Origin of the sequence: Dryocola boscaweniae, from assembly GCF_025215095.1 — a bacterium.
GTDB classification, from domain to species: Bacteria; Pseudomonadota; Gammaproteobacteria; order Enterobacterales; family Enterobacteriaceae; genus Dryocola; species Dryocola boscaweniae.
This window is the reverse complement of record NZ_JALHAP010000074.1, coordinates 152,117-174,658: the sequence shown is the minus strand read 5'-3', so window position 1 is coordinate 174,658 and position 22,542 is coordinate 152,117. Positions and strand designations below refer to the sequence as shown.

Annotated in this window: 18 protein-coding genes; 12 read left to right on the top strand and 6 right to left on the bottom strand. The window is 53.3% G+C overall.

The window, feature by feature from the left end; genetic code table 11:
• The first annotated feature begins 1 nt into the window (after nt 1).
• Nucleotides 2-1,456: a tail fiber protein gene (locus tag MUA00_RS06820; protein WP_271122245.1), complete on the top strand. Its 1,455-nt coding sequence runs from the start codon at nt 2-4 to the stop codon at nt 1,454-1,456.
• Between the two features lie 38 nt (nt 1,457-1,494).
• Here the strand turns inward: MUA00_RS06820 and MUA00_RS06815 are convergent, their stop codons facing one another.
• Nucleotides 1,495-2,169: a glycosyltransferase family 25 protein gene (locus MUA00_RS06815; RefSeq protein WP_271122246.1), complete on the bottom strand. Its 675-nt coding sequence runs from the start codon at nt 2,167-2,169 to the stop codon at nt 1,495-1,497.
• A gap of 166 nt (nt 2,170-2,335) precedes the next feature.
• Nucleotides 2,336-3,184 (bottom strand): MurR/RpiR family transcriptional regulator, encoded by an 849-nt coding sequence (locus MUA00_RS06810; RefSeq protein WP_271122247.1) that lies wholly within the window; start codon nt 3,182-3,184, stop codon nt 2,336-2,338.
• 239 nt (nt 3,185-3,423) lie between these two features.
• Between MUA00_RS06810 and yfhb the strand changes: the two genes are divergently transcribed.
• Together yfhb and tadA are read left to right on the top strand one after the other, a co-directional pair.
• Nucleotides 3,424-4,062 (top strand): phosphatidylglycerophosphatase C, encoded by a 639-nt coding sequence (gene yfhb, locus MUA00_RS06805; protein ID WP_271126722.1) that lies wholly within the window; start codon nt 3,424-3,426, stop codon nt 4,060-4,062.
• A gap of 63 nt (nt 4,063-4,125) precedes the next feature.
• Complete coding sequence (gene tadA, locus MUA00_RS06800) at nt 4,126-4,629, top strand: tRNA adenosine(34) deaminase TadA (protein WP_271122249.1); 504 nt, start codon at nt 4,126-4,128, stop codon at nt 4,627-4,629.
• Here the strand turns inward: tadA and mltF are convergent.
• A complete protein-coding gene (gene mltF, locus MUA00_RS06795) occupies nt 4,520-6,070 on the bottom strand; it encodes a membrane-bound lytic murein transglycosylase MltF (RefSeq protein ID WP_271122250.1) in 1,551 nt (516 codons plus the stop codon). The genes tadA and mltF overlap by 110 nt on opposite strands.
• Before the next feature lie 267 nt (nt 6,071-6,337).
• On the opposite strand from mltF, the gene purL reads away from it, so the two are divergent.
• The 5 genes from purL (at nt 6,338) to glnB (ending at nt 14,698) form a co-directional block, all read left to right on the top strand.
• Nucleotides 6,338-10,225: a phosphoribosylformylglycinamidine synthase gene (purL, locus tag MUA00_RS06790; RefSeq protein WP_271122251.1), complete on the top strand. Its 3,888-nt coding sequence runs from the start codon at nt 6,338-6,340 to the stop codon at nt 10,223-10,225.
• A 525-nt stretch (nt 10,226-10,750) separates the two neighbouring features.
• Complete coding sequence (qseE, locus tag MUA00_RS06785) at nt 10,751-12,187, top strand: two component system sensor histidine kinase QseE/GlrK (RefSeq protein ID WP_408639688.1); 1,437 nt, start codon at nt 10,751-10,753, stop codon at nt 12,185-12,187.
• A gap of 3 nt (nt 12,188-12,190) precedes the next feature.
• Nucleotides 12,191-12,952, top strand: a complete 762-nt coding sequence (qseG, locus tag MUA00_RS06780) for a two-component system QseEF-associated lipoprotein QseG (protein WP_271122252.1) — start codon at nt 12,191-12,193, stop codon at nt 12,950-12,952.
• Nucleotides 12,949-14,286, top strand: a complete 1,338-nt coding sequence (glrR, locus tag MUA00_RS06775) for a two-component system response regulator GlrR (protein WP_271122253.1) — start codon at nt 12,949-12,951, stop codon at nt 14,284-14,286. Before qseG ends, glrR begins: the two co-directional genes overlap by 4 nt.
• Nucleotides 14,287-14,359: 73 nt before the next feature.
• The gene (gene glnB / locus MUA00_RS06770) at nt 14,360-14,698 is read left to right on the top strand and encodes a nitrogen regulatory protein P-II (protein WP_271122254.1); all 339 of its coding nucleotides are present in this window, start codon (nt 14,360-14,362) and stop codon (nt 14,696-14,698) included.
• A 134-nt stretch (nt 14,699-14,832) separates the two neighbouring features.
• Here glnB and hmpA read toward each other — a convergent pair whose 3' ends face one another.
• On the bottom strand, nt 14,833-16,023 hold the full coding sequence (gene hmpA, locus MUA00_RS06765; RefSeq protein WP_271122255.1) for an NO-inducible flavohemoprotein: 1,191 nt from the start codon (nt 16,021-16,023) through the stop codon (nt 14,833-14,835).
• 331 nt (nt 16,024-16,354) lie between these two features.
• Here hmpA and glyA point away from each other — a divergent pair, with 331 nt between their 5' ends.
• The gene (gene glyA / locus MUA00_RS06760) at nt 16,355-17,608 is read left to right on the top strand and encodes a serine hydroxymethyltransferase (RefSeq protein WP_271122256.1); all 1,254 of its coding nucleotides are present in this window, start codon (nt 16,355-16,357) and stop codon (nt 17,606-17,608) included.
• Nucleotides 17,609-17,663: 55 nt separating this feature from the next.
• On the opposite strand, the gene MUA00_RS06755 is transcribed toward glyA, so the two are convergent.
• Nucleotides 17,664-18,086: a DoxX family protein gene (locus tag MUA00_RS06755; protein WP_271122257.1), complete on the bottom strand. Its 423-nt coding sequence runs from the start codon at nt 18,084-18,086 to the stop codon at nt 17,664-17,666.
• Between the two features lie 189 nt (nt 18,087-18,275).
• Here MUA00_RS06755 and MUA00_RS06750 point away from each other — a divergent pair, with 189 nt between their 5' ends.
• Nucleotides 18,276-19,409: a 3-phenylpropionate MFS transporter gene (locus tag MUA00_RS06750; RefSeq protein WP_271122258.1), complete on the top strand. Its 1,134-nt coding sequence runs from the start codon at nt 18,276-18,278 to the stop codon at nt 19,407-19,409.
• Nucleotides 19,410-19,498: 89 nt separating this feature from the next.
• Here MUA00_RS06750 and csiE read toward each other — a convergent pair whose 3' ends face one another.
• Complete coding sequence (gene csiE / locus MUA00_RS06745; RefSeq protein WP_271122259.1) at nt 19,499-20,779, bottom strand: stationary phase inducible protein CsiE; 1,281 nt, start codon at nt 20,777-20,779, stop codon at nt 19,499-19,501.
• Between the two features lie 125 nt (nt 20,780-20,904).
• On the opposite strand from csiE, the gene MUA00_RS06740 reads away from it, so the two are divergent.
• Entirely contained in the window at nt 20,905-21,552 is a 648-nt protein-coding gene (locus tag MUA00_RS06740) for a DUF1007 family protein (protein ID WP_271122260.1), read from the top strand.
• Nucleotides 21,543-22,526 (top strand): nickel/cobalt transporter, encoded by a 984-nt coding sequence (locus tag MUA00_RS06735; RefSeq protein ID WP_271122261.1) that lies wholly within the window; start codon nt 21,543-21,545, stop codon nt 22,524-22,526. Before MUA00_RS06740 ends, MUA00_RS06735 begins: the two co-directional genes overlap by 10 nt.
• The last annotated feature ends 16 nt before the right edge of the window (nt 22,527-22,542 follow it).

The following is a 22,542-nucleotide window of genomic DNA, read 5'->3' as shown; positions in this document are numbered from 1 at the left end:
CATGCCTGTAAATGATTTTAAGGCGTTCGCCACGGGCGAATTTGCCAACGTATTGTCACAACCTGAATACGAAGCTTTAGAAGCAAAAGACACCGGTTTTCAGGCCGGCATAGCCCGCAGCGAAGAGTTAAATAAAGTCTGGCGTCAGGCCTCGACTATTGCTTCTGTCGTGGCCAGTTTTATGGCGAATAAATCAGGAAATGATGTTCTCGATAACGGCAATCTGGATACGCTTCAGGCGACGCTGTTAAAAGCTTTGCTAAATAACTCGACCAGTCAGTTGGACAGCCGCTACCTGAAGGTAGCCTCGAATCTTTCAGAGTTAACCAACGCGAGCACCGCTCGTACTAATCTGGGGTTGAAAGGTGCGGCAGTACTCGATGTCGGCACCGCTGCCGGGACTGTTGCCGCAGGTAATGACTCGCGTATAGTTAATGCCTTGCAGAAGGGAAATAACCTGGCGGATGTGACCAGCGGGGCTACCGCATTAGCCAATCTTGGCGGTGTTTCCACTTCGCGCAATATCAACGGCCATTCTCTTTCCGCTGATATAAATGTGACATCTCAGGATATATTAAACGGCCAGGCTATCGAACTGGGGGCAAACCAGAATCTGGATACCTATAAAACTGCCGGTATTTATTTTCAACCTGCAAATGCGAATGCGTCGGCTGCTTTGCGCTACCCTGAAAATAATGCGGGGACGTTATTAATTTATAAAAATGCCGGTATTACTCAGATTTATATCGTATATAACAGCAGCCGAGTTTATATCCGTTCACAATATTCGACCGGGGCATGGACTCCCTGGACTCCTCAGGATTGCTTCCCTGTGGGTGCCCCAATTGCATGGCCTTCGGACACTCCGCCTGCCGGTTATGCGCTCATGCAAGGGCAATCGTTTGATAAAACGACTTATCCTTTATTGGCGCTGGCTTACCCATCAGGCGTGATTCCGGATATGCGCGGCTGGATGATCAAAGGTAAACCTGCCACAGGCAGAGCGGTGCTTTCGCAGGAAATGGACGGCATCAAATCGCATACGCATGCTGCCAGCGCAAGCAGCACCGATCTTGGCACCAAAACCAGCAGCGCTTTTGACTATGGTACTAAGACTTCCAGCACGTTTGATTATGGGACGAAGACTACGAGTACAACGGGAGCTCATACACATAAGGTCCCAACTTGGAAGGATAGTGGAGGATCAGGAACGTATGTGGATCGCAATTCATTTTCAAGTACCAATCATTATGAAGCTGTGGTTGATACTGTTGCTTCGGGTAACCATACTCACACAATAGCAATTGGCGCACATAACCACACTGTAGGTATTGGCTCCCATAGTCATACAGTAGCAATGGGTGCACATGGGCATACCATTAATATATCCGCAGTAGGTAACGCAGAAAACACTGTAAAAAACATAGTTTTTAACTACATTGTCAGGCTTGCATAATAGAGGCCGCTTTTTAGCGGCTTTTTGCCATACATTTATTAAGCGCCTTTCTTTTGAACGGTAATTGAAGAGAATAATGGAACGATGGCTCGACGATAACGATGTTTAATTTTAGCTAACAGAGGTCTTTTTTTAATAATTTTTCCCCAGATTTCTTTTTTCTTCTTATGGATTGTGTTGCTTTCATTATCAATATTGATAGTTGAGGATAGAGAAAAATCATTGAGAACAACCGGGGCCGGAATGATGCAATCGATATTGGCAATAGAATGGTCTTCGAAAAAATCCCATTTATCAGCAACCATCCAAACTGGGTACATAAAATCGAGCATATTTTGGGCGGTTTTTTTATTTATTATATAGGCATGAGCCGTAGTCGCTTGATGCATTTTATGCAGTTTGTAATTTTGTGTGATTGTTTTCAACGGTTTTGTGCGAAACCGATTTACACGGCTAAGCAAAACGATTGATGATTTTTTATTATCTATTTTAATATGCTCAATAATATCGGCGATGTTATCAGGGAGGCTAATGTCATCTTCGAAAATAACAGCTTGGTCAATATTATCCGCTATCATTTTTTTATAGATTTTTTGGTGGCTAAGAGCGCATCCTACCTCACCTTTCAAAAATGCATAATTGAGTGGACGTGTATGTTGTTTGATTTCGTTTTCATTAAAAAGATGCCCGTCAACAGCCTCTATAAACTCCACCTCTAAACCAATCTCTTTGGCTCAGCTTTCAAGGATTTTTTTTCTGTCAACAGAGCGCGCTAAATTTATTATAAAAACTTTCATTACTGTTCTGCCTGGTTTCATTGAGTTTAGAGATTTTCACGGAAAGTTTATCATTTTTACCCAAGTATTTCCCATGCCCGAATCAAACCAACTTCTTCACCAAAGCCTCGCTGTGGCGAATACGATCCGGCGCATTCTCCAGATCCTGCTGAACAAGCGCCATAAACAGTAAATCTGTCAGCATCATCTGCGCGCTGGTGGATGATATTGCTGCGCTGCGCGTCGCCAGTTCTTCAGCGATGGTGTACAGACAAAGCGTTGCGCGTTGCTGTAATGCGTTTGGCGTAAAGCCGGTTACGGCAAGGATTTTTGCGCCAGTGCGTAAGGTTTCATCGGCGGCGAGGTTAATCTCGCGGCGTTCGCCCGAGTAGGAAATGGCGAAAAGGACATCGTCCGGGCTAAGGGCCTGCGTCGTTGCCAGCAGGGCGTGCATATCCTGCTCCGCTACGGCGTTAATGCCAATTTTCATTAGCTTCCACGCAAAATTTTTCGCAACCAGGCCCGATGCGCCAATACCTACAACCAGCACGCGCCGCGCATTACGCAGCATTGCAACGCTTGCCAGGAGTTTTTCTTCGCTGTTGATATCAAGGCTTGCATGCATGGCGGCGAGATTATCTTTTATCAGTTTCTCGCCAACAAGCCTTAAAGGATCGTCACCAAGGATTTGATTATGAACCGGTACGGAGTGGGGATCCTGGCCGCTGGCCAGCGCTTCGCTGATGGCAAGCTTAAGCGCCGGAAAGCCCTTAAAGCCTAGCTTTTGAGAGAACTTAACCACGCTTGACTGACTGACGCCCGCTTCCTGCGCGAGAAGCTGCGAACTGAGATGACGAGCTTTGTCAGGATTCGCCAACAGAAAATCTGCCAGTTTACGGTCACTTTGCGCCAGAGTGGGATAACGCTGGCGGATACGCAGTAAACAATTCATTTCCTCTCCGTCGGGCCAATTCAAAATCAGGGTCTGTTAGATGATAACGTAAATTTAGTCTCTAAATGAATGTTGTATTCCGTTATTACGCCGGCTGAGAGAATTAAATATTCAATGAAACCGCGCCTGAAGATTGTTACCGGAAAGTTGAGAGTCTATCTGTTAGGCTTTGTGATAACGGCTGCCGTCAGAGGCGTTTTACACGGCTTATGGGATTCAACGATTCAAAGGAGTACCGTTTGGCAAATCAGAATGAGCGTCGGGTAGTTTTTTTCGATTTAGATGGCACCTTGCATCAGCAGGATATGTTCGGCAGTTTTCTGCGCTATCTGCTGCGCCATCAGCCCCTCAATCTGTTGCTTGTTATTCCGCTTTTGCCGGTAATAGGCGGCGCGCTGCTGATTAAAGGCCGTGCCGCGCGCTGGCCGATGAGCCTGCTGCTTTGGAGCGCTACCTTTGGACACAGCGAAGCGCGGCTGAAGCAACTTGAGATGAGCTTTGTCACCTGGTTTCGCGCCCGTGTGACTGCTTTTCCGGTTGTGCAGCAACGGCTTACCGAATATCTCACCAGTTCAGATGCGGATGTCTGGCTTATTACCGGCTCGCCGCAGCCGCTGGTACAGCAGGTATATTACGATACGCCCTGGCTGCCCAAAGTGAAGCTTATCGCCAGCCAGATGAAGCGCTCGCACGGCGGCTGGGTGCTGACATTACGCTGCCTCGGGCACGAAAAAGTGGCCCAGCTTGAGCAGCAAATCGGTACGCCCCTTCAGCTTTACAGCGGCTACAGCGACAGCAATCAGGATAACCCGCTGCTCTACTTCTGCCAGCACCGCTGGCGCGTCACCCCGCAGGGGCAGCTTCAGCAGCTCGAGTAACGCGTTTCGCATCCAGTAAGCGGTGTGTATAATGCGCCGCGCCTTAATTGCCAGGAGTTACTTGTGTCAGAAAGTGAATTTACCCATGAATACTGGATGCGCCACGCGCTAACGCTTGCACGTCGTGCATGGGAAGAAGGGGAAGTTCCGGTTGGCGCAGTATTAGTGCATGAAAATAAGGTCATTGGCGAGGGCTGGAATCGCCCAATCGGCCGTCACGATCCCACGGCTCATGCGGAAATTATGGCGCTGCGTCAGGGGGGAATGGTGCTGCAAAATTACCGTCTGCTGGACACCACGCTTTATGTCACTCTTGAACCCTGCGTCATGTGCGCAGGGGCGATGATTCACAGCCGTATCGGCACGCTGGTATTTGGCGCGCGCGATGCGAAGACCGGTGCGATTGGCTCGCTGATGAACGTGCTCGGCCATCCTGGCATGAATCACCAGGTGGGAGTTATTGAGGGCGTACTGGCAGCAGAGTGTTCGGCAACGCTGAGTGAGTTTTTCCGTGCCCGGCGTCTGGAGAAAAAGGCCCTAAAGGAAAGGGTCCATAAGGCGGAGTAGCCAGTTCCACCGGCGCTACCGCCGGATAAGCCTCAGCAAATTTTGCCTCCTGCGCCGCCAGCTTTTCTTTCTCCTGGAGATAGCCTTCCAGACTCAACTGATATTTACGGATATTCTCAACGTATGAGTAGGCTTCATGACCGCGCGCGTAGCCGTAAGTGGTTTTGCTGTAGTACTGCTTCTGGCTTAGCAGCGGCAGCGTCACTTTTACATCCGCCCAGCTATCTGGATTCCCTTTCAGTTTCGCGGTGAGCTGCCTTGCATCAAGCATATGAGCGTAGCCCATATTGTAGGCTGCCAGAGCAAACCAAATCCTTTCATCTTCCGGCACCGACTCCGGCACTTTCCCCATCATATCCTTCAGGTAACGGCTACCGCCGCTGATGCTCTGCTCCGGGTCGAGCCGGTCCGTCAGACCCAGGCTTTGCGCGGTATTTTTGGTTAACATCATCAGGCCGCGCACGCCGGTAGGGGAGGTCGCCTGGTTATCCCAGTGCGATTCCTGATAAGAGATCGCGGCGAGCAGGCGCCAGTCAATATCCGTAGCGTACTTTTCAAACAGCGGCTTAAGGTCCGGCAAAACGGTATCTACCGCGTTAAGGAAAGTGCGGGTATCAACGTAATCAAAATCCCCGATGTGGCCGAGATATTTCTCTTCCAGACGAGCCAGAATGCCGTCGCTGCTAAGCTTGTTATAAAAGTCGAGCAGCGCCGCAGAAAGGCTGTCGTCGCCGTCGCGCACGCTAAACCAGGTTACCGGCTGCTCGTCAGTCACGTCCAGCGCTACCGCGAGCTGTGGATGAACGCGCTGGAAAATGCTAATCGCGATGGAGTCCGAAATAGTAAACGCAATGCTGCCGTTCACTACCTGTTGTAAGAGCTGGTTGCTGGTGCGCTTGTTATCGATGCTCCACGACAGGTTCGGATATTTACTTTCCTTCAGCGTCTGGAGATCGCTCAGGACGGCTACGCCCGACGACAGAACCAACTGGTTCTCTTTTACGCCTGCCAGCGTTTTAGGGCGCGGACTGCCCACGCGATAAACCATCTGTTGGGAGACGGAATAGTAAGTTGGACCTGCCTGATAATGCTGGCTACGCTCGGTGTTATAGACCAGGCCGGCGGCGAGTAGATCGGCGTCGCCATTATCCAGATCGTCAAACAGCGCGTTGATAGTTGGGCGAACGGTTATCTGAAGCTTCACGCCAAGATAATCGGCGAATTGCTGGGCCAGCTCATAATCAAGCCCCGAAGCTTTATGGTTCACTACGCTATAGGTCAGGGGAGACGTAATAGTGCTTATGCGCAAAACTCCCCGCGCTTGAATGGCGGCGATACGGTTTTCGGCTTTTCCGAACCAGGGAATGGAGGGCCAAAGCGCCACAGCCAGCAACACGGTTACGACACCGATAAGCAGATAATTAATCTTAAATCTTTTCAAATGGTTAATGGTCTGCGGTGCTTCAGGTCTTAGCTAACAATGGTCATTTATAAGCATGGTCCAGTGACAAGATGAGGCGCATTTTGCTTAACAAAGCGCCAGCGCGCAACTTATTCGGATATTTCGCCTGCTTTTTATACAGCAACAAGTAATGCGTTTATTTCTACGCAAACGGTTTCGTCACGGCGCGGTATTCTCTATAATGACGCCCGTTTTCCCCTTGCGCCCACGTGAGCGTCGCTCACGCTTGAAGACGAGAGATCTTTGATGATGGAAATTCTGCGTGGTTCCCCCGCTCTATCGGCATTTCGTATTAACAAACTGCTGGCCCGCTTTAAAGATGCCCACCTGCCGGTGAGCGACATTTACGCCGAGTATGTTCACTTTGCCGATTTAGACGCGCCGCTTGAGGCCTCAGAGCACGCACGACTGCAACGGTTGCTGAAATACGGTCCAACCCTTGCAGACCACGCCCCGACAGGTCGCCTGATCCTGGTGACGCCACGCCCTGGCACCCTCTCGCCCTGGTCCTCCAAAGCCACCGATATAGCCCACAACTGTGACCTGGCTAAGGTGAAGCGTCTTGAGCGCGGCGTAGCGTATTACGTCAGCGGTGAAACGTTAACGGAAGCACAGTGGCAGGAAGTTAACGCGGCTTTGCACGATCGCATGATGGAAAGCGTGTTTGGTTCTCTGAACGATGGCGAAAAGCTTTTCTCCCATCACGAACCGGCACCGGTACAAAGCGTCGATCTGCTTGGACAGGGACGCGGCGCGCTGGTGGAAGCCAACATCCGCCTCGGCCTTGCGTTAGCTGAAGACGAAATCGACTATTTGCAGGATGCATTCACAAAGCTTGGCCGCAACCCGAACGACATCGAACTGTACATGTTCGCGCAGGCCAACTCAGAGCACTGCCGCCATAAGATTTTCAACGCCGACTGGGTGATTGACGGCGAGCAGCAGCCTAAGTCGCTGTTCAAAATGATTAAAAATACCTTTGAGCAAACGCCGGACCACGTGCTGTCTGCCTATAAAGACAACGCGGCGGTTATGGAAGGCTCATCGGTAGGGCGCTTCTTCGCAGACCGCGAAGCGGGCCGCTACGATTTCCATCAGGAAGACGCGCATATCCTGATGAAGGTCGAAACGCATAACCACCCGACGGCGATTTCTCCGTGGCCGGGGGCCGCCACCGGCTCCGGCGGTGAAATTCGTGACGAAGGCGCAACCGGGCGCGGGGCGAAACCAAAAGCAGGCCTGGTTGGCTTCTCGGTTTCAAACCTGCGCATTCCAGGCTTCGAACAGCCGTGGGAAGAAGATTTTGGCAAGCCGGATCGCATAGTTACCGCGCTGGATATCATGACCGAAGGCCCGCTTGGCGGCGCTGCGTTTAACAACGAATTTGGTCGCCCGGCGTTAACCGGCTATTTCCGCACTTATGAAGAGCGCGTCAACAGCCACAACGGCGTCGAGCTGCGCGGCTACCACAAGCCAGTCATGCTGGCGGGCGGCATCGGTAACATCCGTGCCGATCACGTTCAGAAAGGTGAAATCCCGCCGGGCGCGAAGCTTATCGTACTGGGCGGGCCGTCCATGAACATCGGTCTGGGCGGCGGCGCGGCTTCTTCAATGGCTTCAGGCCAGTCCGACGCGGATCTGGATTTTGCATCAGTCCAGCGCGACAACCCGGAAATGGAACGCCGCTGCCAGGAAGTTATCGACCGCTGCTGGCAGATGGGCGAGCATAACCCGATTCTCTTTATTCACGACGTCGGCGCGGGCGGCTTGTCTAACGCTATGCCGGAACTGGTAAGCGACGGCGGCCGTGGCGGACGTTTTGAATTGCGCGACATTCTTAACGACGAACCGGGCATGAGCCCGCTTGAAGTATGGTGTAACGAATCCCAGGAACGTTATGTGCTGGCGGTTGCGCCAGAGCAGATTGAGTTATTCGATGAGCTTTGTCGCCGTGAACGTGCGCCGTACGCGGTTATCGGTGAAGCCACCGAAGAAAAACATCTGACGCTAAACGACAGCCATTTCGATAATCAGCCAATCGACATGCCGCTGGACGTGCTGCTGGGCAAAACGCCGAAGATGGAACGCAACGTTGCAACCTTAAAAGCGAAGGGCGATGCGCTGGACAGCAGCGCCATCACCATTGCCGACGCGGTTAATCGCGTTCTGCATCTGCCTGCTGTTGCGGAAAAAACCTTCCTGATAACCATTGGCGATCGCACCGTAACCGGCATGGTTGCGCGTGATCAGATGGTTGGCCCGTGGCAGATTCCGGTCGCCAACTGCGCGGTTACCACTGCAAGCCTCGACAGCTACTACGGCGAAGCGATGTCTATTGGCGAACGCGCGCCGGTTGCGCTGCTTGATTTTGCCGCTTCCGCTCGCCTTGCGGTGGGTGAAGCCTTGACCAATATTGCCGCAACCCAGATTGGTTCGCTTAAACGCATCAAACTTTCCGCTAACTGGATGGCCGCGGCCGGTCACCCTGGCGAAGACGCTGGACTGTACGAAGCGGTTAAAGCCGTGGGCGAAGAGCTTTGTCCGCAGCTTGGCATCACCATTCCGGTGGGCAAAGACTCCATGTCGATGAAAACCCGCTGGCAGGAAGGTAACGAACAGCGCGAGATGACTTCTCCGCTTTCGCTGGTTATCACCGCCTTTGCTCGCGTGGAAGACGTGCGTCGTACTGTTACGCCGCAACTGAGCACCGAAGACAACGCGCTGCTGCTTATTGATTTGGGCGCTGGTCACAACGCGCTGGGCGCAACGGCGCTATCTCAGGTCTATCGCCAGCTCGGTGACAAACCTGCCGATGTGCGTAACGTTGAACAGCTTAAAGGCTTCTATAACGCGATGCAGGCGCTGGTGGCTGAACAGAAACTGCTGGCTTACCACGACCGCTCAGACGGCGGCCTGCTGGTTACGCTTGCGGAAATGGCCTTTACCGGCCACTGCGGCGTAGAAGCGGATATCGCAACGCTTGGCAACGATCGTTTGGCCGCGCTGTTTAACGAAGAGCTGGGCGCGGTTATCCAGGTTAACGCTGCGGACCGCGCGGCGGTTGAGAAAACCCTTGCCGATCATGGCCTGGCGGACTGCACGCATTTCCTCGGAAAAGCCGTTGCTGGCGATCGCTTCACTATCACGGCAGACGGTCATGCCGTGTTCAGCGAAAGCCGCTCTACGCTGCGCATGTGGTGGGCGGAAACTACCTGGCAGATGCAGCGCCTGCGTGATAATCCGGATTGCGCAGATCAGGAGCATGCAGCGAAAGCGAATGACAACGACCCTGGCCTGAACGTGAAGCTGGGCTTCGATATTAAAGAAGATGTCGCCGCGCCGTTTATCGCCACGGGCGTCCGTCCGAAAGTAGCCGTTCTGCGCGAGCAGGGCGTTAACTCCCACGTTGAAATGGCTGCTGCTTTCCATCGTGCTGGCTTCGACGCCATTGACGTGCATATGAGCGATTTGCTGGCAGGGCGTCGCGGTCTGGAAGAGTTCCAGGCGCTGGTGGCCTGCGGCGGCTTCTCCTACGGCGACGTATTGGGCGCGGGCGAAGGTTGGGCGAAATCGATTCTTTTCAACCAGCAAGTGCGCGACGAGTTCGAAACCTTTTTCCATCGTCCGCAAACTCTGGCGCTGGGCGTATGTAACGGTTGCCAGATGATGTCTAACCTGCGCGAACTGATCCCCGGCAGCGACCTGTGGCCGCGCTTTGTGCGCAACCAGTCCGATCGTTTTGAAGCGCGTTTCAGCCTGGTTGAAGTTAGCTCAAGCCCGTCGCTGCTGCTGCAGGGCATGGTGGGATCGCATATGCCAATCGCCGTGTCGCACGGGGAAGGTCATGTGGAAGTGCGCGATGCCGCGCATCTGGCCGCGCTTGAAAGCAAAGGACTGGTGGCGCTGCGCTTTATCGATAACTTCGGCAAAGTGACGCAAAACTACCCGGCTAACCCGAACGGCTCGCCAAATGGAATTACCGCGGTCACGAACGAAAGCGGGCGTGTCACTATCATGATGCCGCACCCGGAGCGTGTGTTCCGTACCATCAGCAATTCCTGGCATCCTGCGGAGTGGGGCGAAGATAGCCCGTGGATGCGTATCTTCCGTAACGCACGCAAGCAGTTAGGTTAAATATTACTCCCCGCTTCGGCGGGGATTTTTTTGTCTACAAATGCCGACATAGTTTCCTTTTTGGTGTCTCTAAATGGAGACATTTAACTCTTTGTTTTCCATGACCTTTAAATGGGCTTATTTATCCTGTTGCTAATTGGCGACAGGCAGCCTAAAAAGCATGCGATTATTATATTGCTGTTATTTTAAATAAATTCTTTTAAAACAGGTGGATATGTTCGTTTTATAAAATGTGGCATACATCCTGCATTAATATAAGCAGTGGCTCATTCACCTTCTTATGTCAGCCCTCGATTTAGAGTCGTGCTACATAAACCATCGAATGATGCACTCAAGGTGCCTGCCGTCCACCTTTTGCCAATAGTCTTCGAGACCTGGCATACTCCGGGCGAAACGTTGAGTAAGGCACCGCCTGATTCCAGTACAAAGGCAGGGTTTTAAACCCTGCCTTTGTTGTTTCTGCGCTTCCAGACTTTAAACTCCCTCCGATCCCGGCTAGCATCAAGTCTCACAGGTAAATTTGAGATGAAGCTATTGAACCAGTGGCACTTTTTCCCCCGATCGCTACGCCAGCTTGTGATGATGGCTTTTTTACTGGTGCTGGTTCCGTTGCTGGTTCTTGCCTGGCAGGCCTGGCAGAGCCTCAATGCGCTCAGCGCGCAGGCCGCGCAAACCAACCGCACCACGCTAATTGATGCCCGCCGCAGCGAGGCGATGACCAACGCCGCTCTTGAAATGGAACGCAGCTATCGCCAGTACTGCGTGCTGGATGACGCTACGCTTGCGAAGGTTTATCAGGGGCAGCGTAAACGCTATGCGCAAATGCTCGATGCCCATGCGGGCGTGCTTCCCGACGATCGTCTTTACCAGGTGCTGCGCCAGTCCTTAAACGATCTCGCCGAGCTGCAATGCAAAAACAGCGGTCCCGACGCAACGGCTGCGCTACATCTTGAAACGTTTGCAACGGCGAATGCTGAAATGGTTCAGGCGACGCGTACGGTCGTGTTTTCGCGCGGCCAGCAGCTCCAGCAGGAAATCGCCGAACGCGGCCAGTTCTTTGGCTGGCAGGCGCTGGTGCTGTTTTTACTGAGCCTTGGCCTGGTGATTATCTTCACTCGTATGATCATCGGTCCGGTGAAGGGCATCGAGCGGATGATCAATCTGCTTGGTGAAGGGCGCTCGCTGGGCAATTCCGTTTTGTTCAAAGGACCGCGTGAACTGCGTTCTGTCGGGCAGCGTATTGTCTGGTTAAGCGAACGGCTTTCCTGGCTTGAATCGCAGCGTCACGAATTTTTGCGGCATATTTCTCATGAATTAAAAACGCCGCTTGCGAGTATGCGTGAAGGGACCGAACTATTGGCGGATCAGGTTGCCGGGCCGCTGACTGCCGATCAAAAAGAAGTGGTGGAGATCCTTGATAGCAGCAGCCGCCATCTTCAAAAATTGATTGAGCAACTGCTGGATTACAACCGCAAACTGGCGGACGGCCAGGTTGAACTGGAAAAAGTGGAGCTGGCGCCGTTAGTCGAAGTGGTGCTCTCCGCCCACAGTTTGCTTGCGCGGGCTAAAATGATGCATACCGAGTGTGACCTTAGTCCCGCGGCCTGCCTGGCGGAACCTATGTTGTTAATGAGCGTGCTGGATAATCTCTATTCCAATGCGGTGTACTATGGCAGCGAATCCGGTACCATTTACCTTCGCAGCTCACAGGTGGGTTCTGTATTACGTATTGAGGTGGCAAACACCGGGCAACCTATCCCGGCCACCGAACGGGAGATGATCTTTGAGCCTTTTTACCAGGGCAGTCTACAACGTAAAGGTGCGGTCAAAGGCAGTGGCCTGGGGCTGAGTATCGCCCAGGATTGTATCCGTCGTATGCACGGCGAACTGCGTCTGGTTGAGGACCATACAACCGACGTCTGTTTCCGTATCGAATTGCCAGTTTTTCCCGAGAATGAATAAAAAATGAAAGTGACACTATTTCGTCGCCGTATTGGCGTAATTTTACTGCCGCTAATGCTGGCAGGCTGCGTACAAGATACGGTGACCAGTTCCATTAAACAGACCCATCAGCCGCACGAACCCGAGCAGCAACTGGCGGATTACCTCTCCACCGACTGTATGGAAATCTGGCACATCCAGGGACATGAAGCGGTTAACAATCCTCTGTTCTGGCTGCGCGGCATGGACTGCGCGGAGCGGCTGTCGCCAGCAGAAGCACGGGCGCTAGCCCGCCTGTGGTCAGCCGATACCTGGCAGGACACGTTTAAGCGCGGCATCCTGTTGGCTAATGCCAAAATTACGCCGACAGAGCGCCGTCGTTATATGACTCAGCTTGATACGATGGCCAGCGAAGTCCCTGCGCAAGTGCGTCCGCTCTTCCAGATATGGCGAGATGGCCAGGCCTCGTTACTCGACCTGTCTGATGAGCGCACGCGCTACAGCAAGCTCCAGCAATCGACGGATGGGGAACTGGATACGCTGCGCGAACAGCAGCAGCGCCTGCGTAATCAGTTGGATCTGACCACCCGCAAGCTTGAAAATCTGACCGACATCGAGCGGCAGCTCTCCAGCCGCAAACCGGCAAGCAACTATCTGCCGGACGGCAGCCGTGGCGCTGAAAAAGCAGCTCCCGCTCCAGCAGCGCAAGGCGATGCGGACGACGAGATCGCTAAACCCGCGCCTGACACGGAGAATGAAAAACCTAAGCAGGAGGCAAAACCATGACACAACGCAAACCGGCCCGATTGCTGCTGGTTGACGACGATCCGGGGCTGCTCAAACTTCTCGGCATGCGTCTGGCGAGCGAAGGTTATACCGTTTCCACCGCTGAAAGCGGAGCAGAAGGGCTGCGGCTACTGACGCGTGAAAAAATCGATCTGGTAATCAGCGATCTGCGCATGGATGAAATGGACGGTATGGCGCTGTTCGCGGAAATCCAGAAAATGCAGCCGGGGATGCCGGTTATCATTCTTACCGCTCACGGCTCGATTCCGGACGCCGTTGCCGCCACCCAGCAGGGCGTTTTCAGCTTCCTGACAAAGCCGGTAGACAAAGACGCGTTGTATCAGGCTATCGACGACGCGCTGGTGCACACCATCGCCGCCGGCGACGATATGTGGCGTGAAACGATAGTCACCCGCAGCCCTAATATGCTTCGGCTGTTAGAGCAGGCGCGCATGGTTGCGCAGTCCGATGTCAGCGTGCTGATTAACGGCCAAAGCGGCACCGGAAAAGAGATCCTGGCGCAGGCAATCCACAATGCCAGTCCACGCAGCAAAAACGCGTTTATTGCCATTAACTGTGGAGCTTTGCCGGAACAACTTCTTGAATCGGAATTATTTGGTCACGCTCGTGGAGCATTTACCGGCGCGGTGAGCAGCCGGGAAGGGCTGTTCCAGGCCGCAGAAGGCGGCACGCTTTTCCTCGACGAAATCGGCGATATGCCAATTCCTTTGCAGGTGAAGTTACTGCGCGTCTTGCAGGAGCGCAAAGTTCGGCCGCTGGGCAGCAACCGCGATCTGGATATTAATGTGCGCATTATCTCCGCAACCCACCGCGACCTGCCGAAGGCTATGGAACGCGGCGAGTTTCGCGAAGATCTCTTCTATCGCTTAAACGTGGTGAACCTGAAAATCCCGGCGCTGCACGAGCGTGCGGAAGATATTCCCCTGCTGGCGAATCATTTACTGCGCCAGTCAGCCGACCGCCATAAGCCGTTTGTTCGCAGTTTCTCAACCGACGCGATGAAGCGCTTAATGGCCGCAAGCTGGCCGGGTAACGTGCGTCAGTTAGTTAACGTTATTGAGCAATGCGTGGCGCTCACTTCCGCCCCTGTTATCAGCGAAGCGCTGGTGGAGCAGGCGCTGGAAGGGGAAAACACCGTCTTGCCGACGTTCGCCGAGGCGCGGAATCAGTTCGAACTCAACTATCTGCGCAAACTGTTGCAAATCACCAAAGGCAACGTCACCCATGCGGCGCGCATGGCAGGGCGCAACCGCACGGAATTCTACAAATTACTCTCGCGCCATGAACTCGATGCCAATGACTTTAAAGAGTAGTCTGTGGTAATTTGAGCAACCGATTACCATGCTTGCAGCACACACAAGTTGTGCGGGAATGACAGAGAAAACCATGAAAAAAATTGATGCGATTATTAAGCCGTTCAAACTTGATGACGTGCGCGAAGCGCTGGCAGAAGTCGGCATCACCGGCATGACGGTGACCGAAGTGAAAGGTTTTGGCCGCCAGAAAGGGCATACCGAACTGTATCGCGGTGCCGAATACATGGTGGATTTCTTGCCAAAGGTAAAAATTGAAATTGTGGTTACCGACGATATCGTCGATACCTGCGTGGACACCATCATTCATACCGCTCAGACCGGTAAAATCGGCGATGGTAAAATCTTTGTCTTTGACGTGGCGCGCGTGGTGCGTATCCGTACCGGCGAAGAAGACGACGCGGCGATTTGATTTTCGTTAAGACGGGCATGGCAGAATCTGGTGGATGACGCCTCGTTTATCCATCCTGCCTAACCCGTTTTACGTTATCGAATTGTAGGTCGGGTAAGCGTAGCGCCACCCGACCTTTTCCCTGCATGGGAAAATTACATCACCTTATGCGGGCCAAAGCATTCGTAATGAATACGATCCTGCTCAACGCCGAGCTTCACCAGTTGTTCTGCAGCAAAGCGCATAAAATTCACCGGGCCGCAAAGATAGAACTGCATATCCGGCGCGCTGATTTTTCCTTCCTGCGCAAGCAAATCCATCAACCCTTCGCTGTCGAATTTTGCCTGAGCGCGATCGTCTTCGCTCGGAGTCCGGTACCAGACGTGGCGTTCAAAGCGCGGCAGTTGTTCACCCAGAGCGTTCACCTCATCGGCGAAGGCGTGCACCTCGCCGTGTTCGGCCGCGTGGAACCAGTTTACCTGAGCTGAATGATCATTTTGGGTAAGGGTATCCAGCATTGCCAGCATCGGTGTCTGACCTACGCCTGCGGAAATCAAAGTCACCGGCGTTTGTGGCGCAATATCCATAAAGAAATCCCCCGCCGGGGCCGCCAGAAGCACTTCATCGCCCACTTTAGCGTGGTTATGCAGCCAGCTTGAAACCTGCCCCAAATCTTCACGTTTTACCGCGATGCGATAGCTTTTGCCGTCTGGTTTGCGGGTTAATGAATACTGACGAATTTCCTGATGCGGGAAACCTTCCGGCTTCAGCCATACGCCGAGATACTGGCCCGGCTGATAATCCGCGACCGGCTTACCATCTACAGGAGCAAATTCGAAGCTGGTGATAAGCGCGCTCTGCGGCTCTTTTGCCACGATGCGGAAGGCGCGAGTGCCTTCCCAGCCGCCGTTTTTCGTCGCGTTAGTCTGATAAATTTCTGCTTCACGATTAATAAAAACGTCGGCCAGCACACCATAGGCTTTGCCCCAGGCGTTCAGCACTTCTTCGCCCGGGCTGAACATCTCATCAAGAGTGGCTAACAGATGACCGCCAACGATGTTGTACTGCTCAGGTTTAATCTGGAAGCTGGTGTGTTTCTGGGCGATTTTCTCAACGGCTGGCAACAGCACCGCCAGGTTTTCAATATTGCTGGCGTAGGCGCAGATGGCGTTGAACAGCGCTTCACGCTGATCGCCGTTGCGCTGGTTGCTCATGTTAAAGATCTCTTTCAGCTCAGGGTTATGGCTGAACATGCGATCGTAGAAATGCGCGGTAAGTTTTGGGCCGGTGGCGGCAAGCAGGGGAATCGTGGATTTCACAACGGCGATGGTTTGTGCATCTAGCATAGGTAGCTCCTGAACAGCGTGTTTTATATAAGTGGTATTTTACATGCATCTTATAAAAATTAACCCCGTGTTGTAAATGGATTATTGTGGGTAACGACACGGATCACAGAAAGTGAAAAACGCGCATGTTGTTAATGAAGAAATATCCTCTGAACCCACGCAGAACTTTTGCCATCAAACCCTTGCACCATGCCTGGGTAATCGTTTGCGTAAAAACCTCTGTCAAGCCCTATCACCCGATACCAATTCGGTTTACACTGTTGCCCGTCGCCCAAAAGGGCCCCCTCAAAGCAGTCCAAATTTTTACTGTTAGCTGAGTCAGGAGATGCGAATGTTAAAGCGTGAAATGAACATTGCCGATTATGATGCCCAACTGTGGCAGGCTATGGAGCAAGAAAAAGTACGTCAGGAAGAGCACATTGAACTGATCGCCTCCGAAAACTACACCAGCCCTCGCGTTATGCAGGCACAGGGCTCTCAGCTAACCAACAAATACGCTGAAGGCTACCCGGGCAAACGCTACTACGGCGGTTGCGAATATGTTGACGTGGTAGAACAACTGGCTATCGACCGTGCAAAAGCGCTGTTTGGCGCCGATTATGCTAACGTGCAGCCGCACTCAGGCTCCCAGGCTAACTTCGCTGTATACACCACGCTTCTGGAACCAGGCGATACCGTTCTGGGTATGAACCTGGCGCACGGCGGCCACCTGACTCACGGCTCCCCGGTCAACTTCTCCGGCAAGCTGTACAACATCGTTCCTTACGGTATCGATGAAACCGGCCATATTGATTATGCAGACCTGGAAAAACAGGCAAAAGAGCACAAGCCGAAGATGATCATCGGTGGTTTCTCTGCTTATTCCGGCGTGGTTGACTGGGCAAAAATGCGCGAAATCGCAGACATGGTCGGCGCTTACCTGTTCGTGGACATGGCGCACGTTGCGGGTCTTATCGCCGCAGACGTCTACCCGAACCCGGTTCCGCACGCTCACGTCGTGACTACCACTACGCATAAAACGCTGGCAGGCCCGCGCGGTGGTTTGATCCTCGCGAAAGGCGGCAGCGAAGAGCTGTACAAAAAACTGAACTCCGCCGTGTTCCCGGGCGCGCAGGGCGGCCCGCTGATGCACGTTATTGCGGGCAAAGCCGTTGCGCTGAAAGAAGCGATGGAACCAGAGTTCAAAACCTATCAGCAGCAGGTTGCTAAAAACGCGAAAGCGATGGTTTCCGTGTTCCTGGAAAGAGGCTACAAAGTGGTTTCCGGCGGCACTGACAACCATCTGTTCCTGCTGGATCTGGTCGATAAAAACCTGACCGGTAAAGAAGCAGATGCAGCTCTGGGCCGCGCGAACATCACCGTGAACAAGAACAGCGTGCCAAACGATCCGAAGAGCCCGTTTGTGACTTCCGGCATCCGTATTGGTACACCGGCTGTAACCCGCCGTGGCTTCAGCGAAGCAGACGTTCGCGAGCTGGCAGGCTGGATGTGTGATGTGTTAGACAACATCAACGACGAAGCCGTTATTGAGCGCACTAAGCAAAAAGTGCTCGATATTTGTGCTCGACTGCCAGTTTACGCGTAGTTTAAACGGGTAGTAAAAAAGGCCGCGAAAGCGGCCTTTTTTTTGGAAAATTGTCTCAGCGTTTATCGAGGGAAAGACTGCCAGGCCCTGTAATCGCAAGCAGCAAAAACGCCGCCGCAATACTGACGTTTTTATAAAAATTAATCATATTGGGCATCACGGCATCGCCGGTCATATTCCAGTAATGATGGCCAATCACCGCTGTTCCCAGGGTATAAAAGATAAAAATGATTGCCAGCGGACGGGTGAAAAAGCCCAGAACGATAAGTATTGCGGCAATAACCTCCATCAGCACGGCAATAATGGCGGAAATCATCGGCAGCGGTGCGCCAACGGAAGCCATATATTGCACGGTCCCGCTAAAGCCGGTCATTTTCGGAAAGCCAAAAATAATAAACAGCAGCACGAGGGCGATTCGGGCAATCAGCAACATTACAGGGCGCGACTGACCAAAATCGAAGTAACGTAACTTATTCATAGCGGACTCGATTTGTGAAGGGATTCAAAATAACCGTAATACACAACCGTAAAGCTCGCCTGGAAATATCGAGCTCTGTTTCCGATAGCTAATTAACCTGCTAAAAAATATGTGTTATTAAGCTGTTAATGAAAGCTTGCATGCCGGTCATCGCTCCGCCAAACTGTCGCCTCCAAAACGGGAGGGATCATGGTTTTGCACTCTACGCGCTGGCTGGCGCTCGGTTATTTTACCTACTTCTTTAGTTACGGGATTTTCCTGCCCTTCTGGAGCGTCTGGCTTGCCGGAACGGGTCTTCCGCCTGAAACTATCGGGCTTCTGTTAGGCTCGGGATTAATTGCGCGTTTCCTCGGTAGTTTACTTTTAGCGCCACGCGTCACCGACCCTTCCCGACTAGTCTTCGCTCTCCGGTTACTTGCTCTGCTGACGCTGCTTTTTGCCGTGGCTTTCTGGTTTGGACAAACGGCTACCTGGCTGCTGATTGTCATGGTCGGATTTAACCTCTTCTTCTCCCCGCTGGTGCCGCTTACGGATGCGCTGGCAGGCACCTGGCAAAAACAAATCACTATGGATTACGGGCGGGTGCGCCTGTGGGGTTCGCTGGCGTTTGTCATTGGCTCAGCGATAACGGGTAAGCTGGTCAGCCTATTCAGTTACCAGGCGATTCTGGTACTGCTCAGCATCGGCGTGGCTTCCATGCTGAGCGGAATGCTGCTGCGCCCGTCGGTGATGCCTCAGGGAGAATCACGGCAGAAAGAAGCCGCAGGCTGGCAGGCCTGGAAAAAGCTGGTTTTCAGCTCGTGGCGGTTTCTTGCCTGTGTGTCGTTGCTGCAAGGAGCGCACGCGGCCTATTACGGGTTCAGCGCGATTTACTGGCAGGGCGCAGGATATTCTGCCTCGGTGGTGGGCTATTTATGGTCGCTGGGCGTGGTGGCGGAAATCGTTGTCTTTGCGCTTAGCAACAAGCTATTTCGCCGCTGGGGCGCCCGTGACTTGCTGCTGCTTTCCGGCGTGGCGGGCATTCTTCGCTGGAGCCTGATGGCATGGACCACCGAGCTGCCGTGGCTTATCGCTGCGCAAATCCTGCATTGCGGAAGCTTCACCGTTTGTCATCTGGCGGCCATGCGTTACATTTCGGCGCGTCAGGGGAACGAGGTGATTAGGCTGCAGGCGGTTTATTCCGCGGTGGCGATGGGCGGCGGCATCGCCATCATGACGATGTTCTCCGGTTTCCTGTATCAGCATATGCACGGCGGGGTATTCTGGATTATGGCGCTGGTGGCGTTGCCTGCGCTGGTGATTCGACCGAGGATTGCCAATTAACCTGGCTGACTGGCTGACTGGCGGATGGCGCTTGCGCTTATCCGCCCTACGATCGGGTTGCAGGTCGCATAAGCGCCAGCGCCACCCGACTATCCCTCAAGAATCTCACGAATATGCTGCTGCAAATGGTCGCCAAGCGGCAGCGTGGCGTGGATTAGCGGCGGCGAATAAAGCGGCAGGCTGGTGGAATAGGGCGTTATAACCAGCACCACTTCTTTTGGCGCGCCTTCCTTTTGAAAACTATGCAACGTCAGGTGTTTTATATTCAACGGCAGCAGGGTGAGTTCCCGCAACTGCTGTTCGATCTGTTGTTCCAGCTCGGCGTTATTGCCCGTCAGCAATAGCACCTGCTTTTCCTGCAAATCATTCTCCTGCATCAGCCAGGCGCCAAAAATCACCGCGACCAGCCCCACCTCTTCGTCTGAGAAACGAATCCCATACTCGGCTTCAAACTCGCCAAACGCTTCGCGCGTGGTGCGCATGAGCTTTGGATACAGGCGGGTGATCTCTTCCGGCAGGCTGTTGTCGATGCCGATTGCAAACAGGCAGCGATCGAGCGCCTGGGCAAGATGGATATATAGCTGATCGCTTAATCCCTGCTCATCGCTGAACGACATTCCCGCAAGCTCGTGAAAACGGGCGATCATCGTGGAAATAGAGGCGCGCAGACGCAAATCCTGCTGATGATTATCGCGAATCGGGTCCGGGGTGCGCAGCATCTGGAACAGCAGGGCGAGGAATAACTGTTCATCTTCATGAGCAGGCTGTTTCACATGGCGAGTCCAGTGCCGGGCGATATCCTGCGCGGCAAGGTATTCCGGACGCAGGCGCGTCCATTCTCGCTGCGTTTCGTTAAATTCCGGCCTGTTTCCCAACTGATGTTGGTGCAGGCAATACTGCAAAAACAGGCTCAGGAACTGCACGTCGCGACTATCAAACTGGCGTTGCAGGCGGCGGGCGCAGAGGTTCACCAGCGCCTGAAGGTTAGTTTCGTCATACAGCGCTTTCGTAAGCGCCTGCTTTCTGAGCTCGTCTTTAAGCGCCGGAGTAAAGTGGTGCTGCACAAAATGCGGACACAGGCGCAGCGCTCGTCGCAGCCAGTGCAACAGACAAAGCCGCTTGTCGAGGACGGCACCCTCAATTCGGTAACTGCCGTCGGGCTCGGTGATCATCGCCAGTCGGTGATAACGCTGGATTTCATCGCTCGTGTCGGCTATATCTTGCAGGGCTTTACTACTGTCCACTCCATTAATCCTGCCCAGAATCTCCGGTGTTACCGTCTGTCCCGGCAGATAAAGCATCAAAAGCAGGTGGCAGCGTCGCTGCGGACTGGAGAGCACAGATGGTGGAGGGGAAAGCAGTGTCATCATCCGTAGGGTCCAGTTATGTTGATTATTGCTAAGAATAGCTAAAGCTTTTGATGCAGAACGCTGCATCTGTGGTTTTTCATTGCGGAATTGTGACTGGCTCACAGAATTTTTAAATTGAGGGAAAAATGCGCGGCAAAACGTGTAGCAGAACAGGGGTTATCTTACTCGCCACGGCGCTTTGGACCCCCGTTGCGCTGGCTCATCCGCACAGCTTTATAACGCTTATGACAACCGTGATGGCACAGGACGGGCAAATGACCGGGCTGAAAATGCAGTGGACGATGGATGAAATTACTTCAGCAGATCTACTGTATGACGCAGGCGATGCGAAACCTGGCTCACCGGTCTGGAAGAAGCTGGCCGCTGAAGTTATGGCTAACGTGCTGGGGCAGCATTACTTCACGGAAGTCTGGCATAACGGCGAAAAAGTGAAGTTTACTAATTTGCCCGGCGAATACTCGCTTGCGCGCGTTAATCATCAGGCGGTGCTCAGTTTTATATTGCCGCTGGCGCATCCGCAGCCTTTAAAAGGGCAAACCTATACCTTTGCCACCTTTGACCCGACCTATTTTGTTGATATGAGTTATGACCAACCGGCAGACGCAAAATTGCCGGAAGCGCTGGCGCGCAACTGCAACATTTCAGTGAAAACGCCGCAGCCAAACGAAGATACGCTGGCTTTCGCTCAGTCGCTGGATAAGGCCGATGCGCCTCCGGAAGATATGGAACTGGGTAAGCAGTTTGCTCAGCAGGTAACGATTCAATGTCAGTAATTCTCTCTTCTAAACCAAAAACACGTCGCTGGCTGCATATGTGGCCGCTGGCTCTTTTTCTGCTGGCGTCGATGATGGTGCTGTATGCCGTCTGGCATTACTGGCCGCAGATCCTGCTTAATAGCGCCGCCTGGCAAAAATCTATTAATCAGCAGTTGAGCAGCTTACTGCGTCAGGTGGCGGAAAACCCTGCGCGGGCGGGATGGTCTTTGCTGTCGTTTAGCTTTGTCTACGGTGTGTTGCATGCTTTAGGGCCGGGGCATGGCAAAGTCGTTATCACAACGTGGCTCGCTACTCATCCCTCGCAGTTGAAAAGCAGCCTGAAGCTGACGTTCGCCGCCTCGCTGTTGCAGGGGCTGGTGGCGATAGCGCTTGTGGTCGTTGTGCTGGGCATTTTGCAACTGCCGTCGCGCCAGCTTCATATGAGCAGTTTCTGGCTGGAGAAGGGCAGCTATTTGTTAGTAGGCGTTCTGGGCGTGATGCTTGGCCTGCGCGCGCTTCGCCAATTACGCCGCGCGCTGCGTAAGCCAACAAAGTTCACTGCTTTTTCCATACATCATGTTCATGATGCGAACTGCGGCTGCGGGCATCAGCATTTGCCAACGGAAAAACAGCTCGCCGCAGGGGAAGACTGGCGGGCTCGCGCGACGATCATTTTATCGATGGGGCTGCGTCCGTGTTCCGGCGCGATTATGGTGCTGTTGTTCAGTAAAGTGATTGGCGTATTTAGCTGGGGAATGCTTTCCGCCCTGGCGATGGCGGCAGGCACGTCGATAACCATTTCTGGCCTTGCGCTGCTGGTGCACAGCTTCCGCACGCTTGCAGTTCGCCTGAGCGGCAATAAAGCGCCGGTACTCTGGAGACAGGTAGGCTGGGCAACACTTGCGCTGGCGGGAAGTTTAATGCTGATTCTTGCGGCGGCGGTGATGTGGCTGAGCGCTCAACCGGCAGTGCGGGGAATTCGGCCTTTCTGAAGTTAAGGTGGATGGC

Excerpts from the sequence above, each read along its gene's own strand:
- MUA00_RS06810 (WP_271122247.1), bottom strand. The coding sequence starts at position 3,184 with ATGAATTGTTTACTGCGTATCCGCCAGCGTTATCCCACTCTGGCGCAA.
- glrR (WP_271122253.1), top strand. The coding sequence starts at position 12,949 with ATGACACAACGCAAACCGGCCCGATTGCTGCTGGTTGACGACGATCCG.
- MUA00_RS06740 (WP_271122260.1), top strand. The coding sequence starts at position 20,905 with ATGCGCGGCAAAACGTGTAGCAGAACAGGGGTTATCTTACTCGCCACG.
- MUA00_RS06750 (WP_271122258.1), top strand. The coding sequence starts at position 18,276 with ATGGTTTTGCACTCTACGCGCTGGCTGGCGCTCGGTTATTTTACCTAC.
- hmpA (WP_271122255.1), bottom strand. The coding sequence starts at position 16,023 with ATGCTAGATGCACAAACCATCGCCGTTGTGAAATCCACGATTCCCCTG.
- purL (WP_271122251.1), top strand. The coding sequence starts at position 6,338 with ATGATGGAAATTCTGCGTGGTTCCCCCGCTCTATCGGCATTTCGTATT.
- csiE (WP_271122259.1), bottom strand. The coding sequence starts at position 20,779 with ATGATGACACTGCTTTCCCCTCCACCATCTGTGCTCTCCAGTCCGCAG.
- qseG (WP_271122252.1), top strand. The coding sequence starts at position 12,191 with ATGAAAGTGACACTATTTCGTCGCCGTATTGGCGTAATTTTACTGCCG.
- MUA00_RS06755 (WP_271122257.1), bottom strand. The coding sequence starts at position 18,086 with ATGAATAAGTTACGTTACTTCGATTTTGGTCAGTCGCGCCCTGTAATG.
- MUA00_RS06735 (WP_271122261.1), top strand. The coding sequence starts at position 21,543 with ATGTCAGTAATTCTCTCTTCTAAACCAAAAACACGTCGCTGGCTGCAT.
- MUA00_RS06820 (WP_271122245.1), top strand. The coding sequence starts at position 2 with ATGCCTGTAAATGATTTTAAGGCGTTCGCCACGGGCGAATTTGCCAAC.
- glnB (WP_271122254.1), top strand. The coding sequence starts at position 14,360 with ATGAAAAAAATTGATGCGATTATTAAGCCGTTCAAACTTGATGACGTG.
- glyA (WP_271122256.1), top strand. The coding sequence starts at position 16,355 with ATGTTAAAGCGTGAAATGAACATTGCCGATTATGATGCCCAACTGTGG.
- qseE (WP_408639688.1), top strand. The coding sequence starts at position 10,751 with ATGAAGCTATTGAACCAGTGGCACTTTTTCCCCCGATCGCTACGCCAG.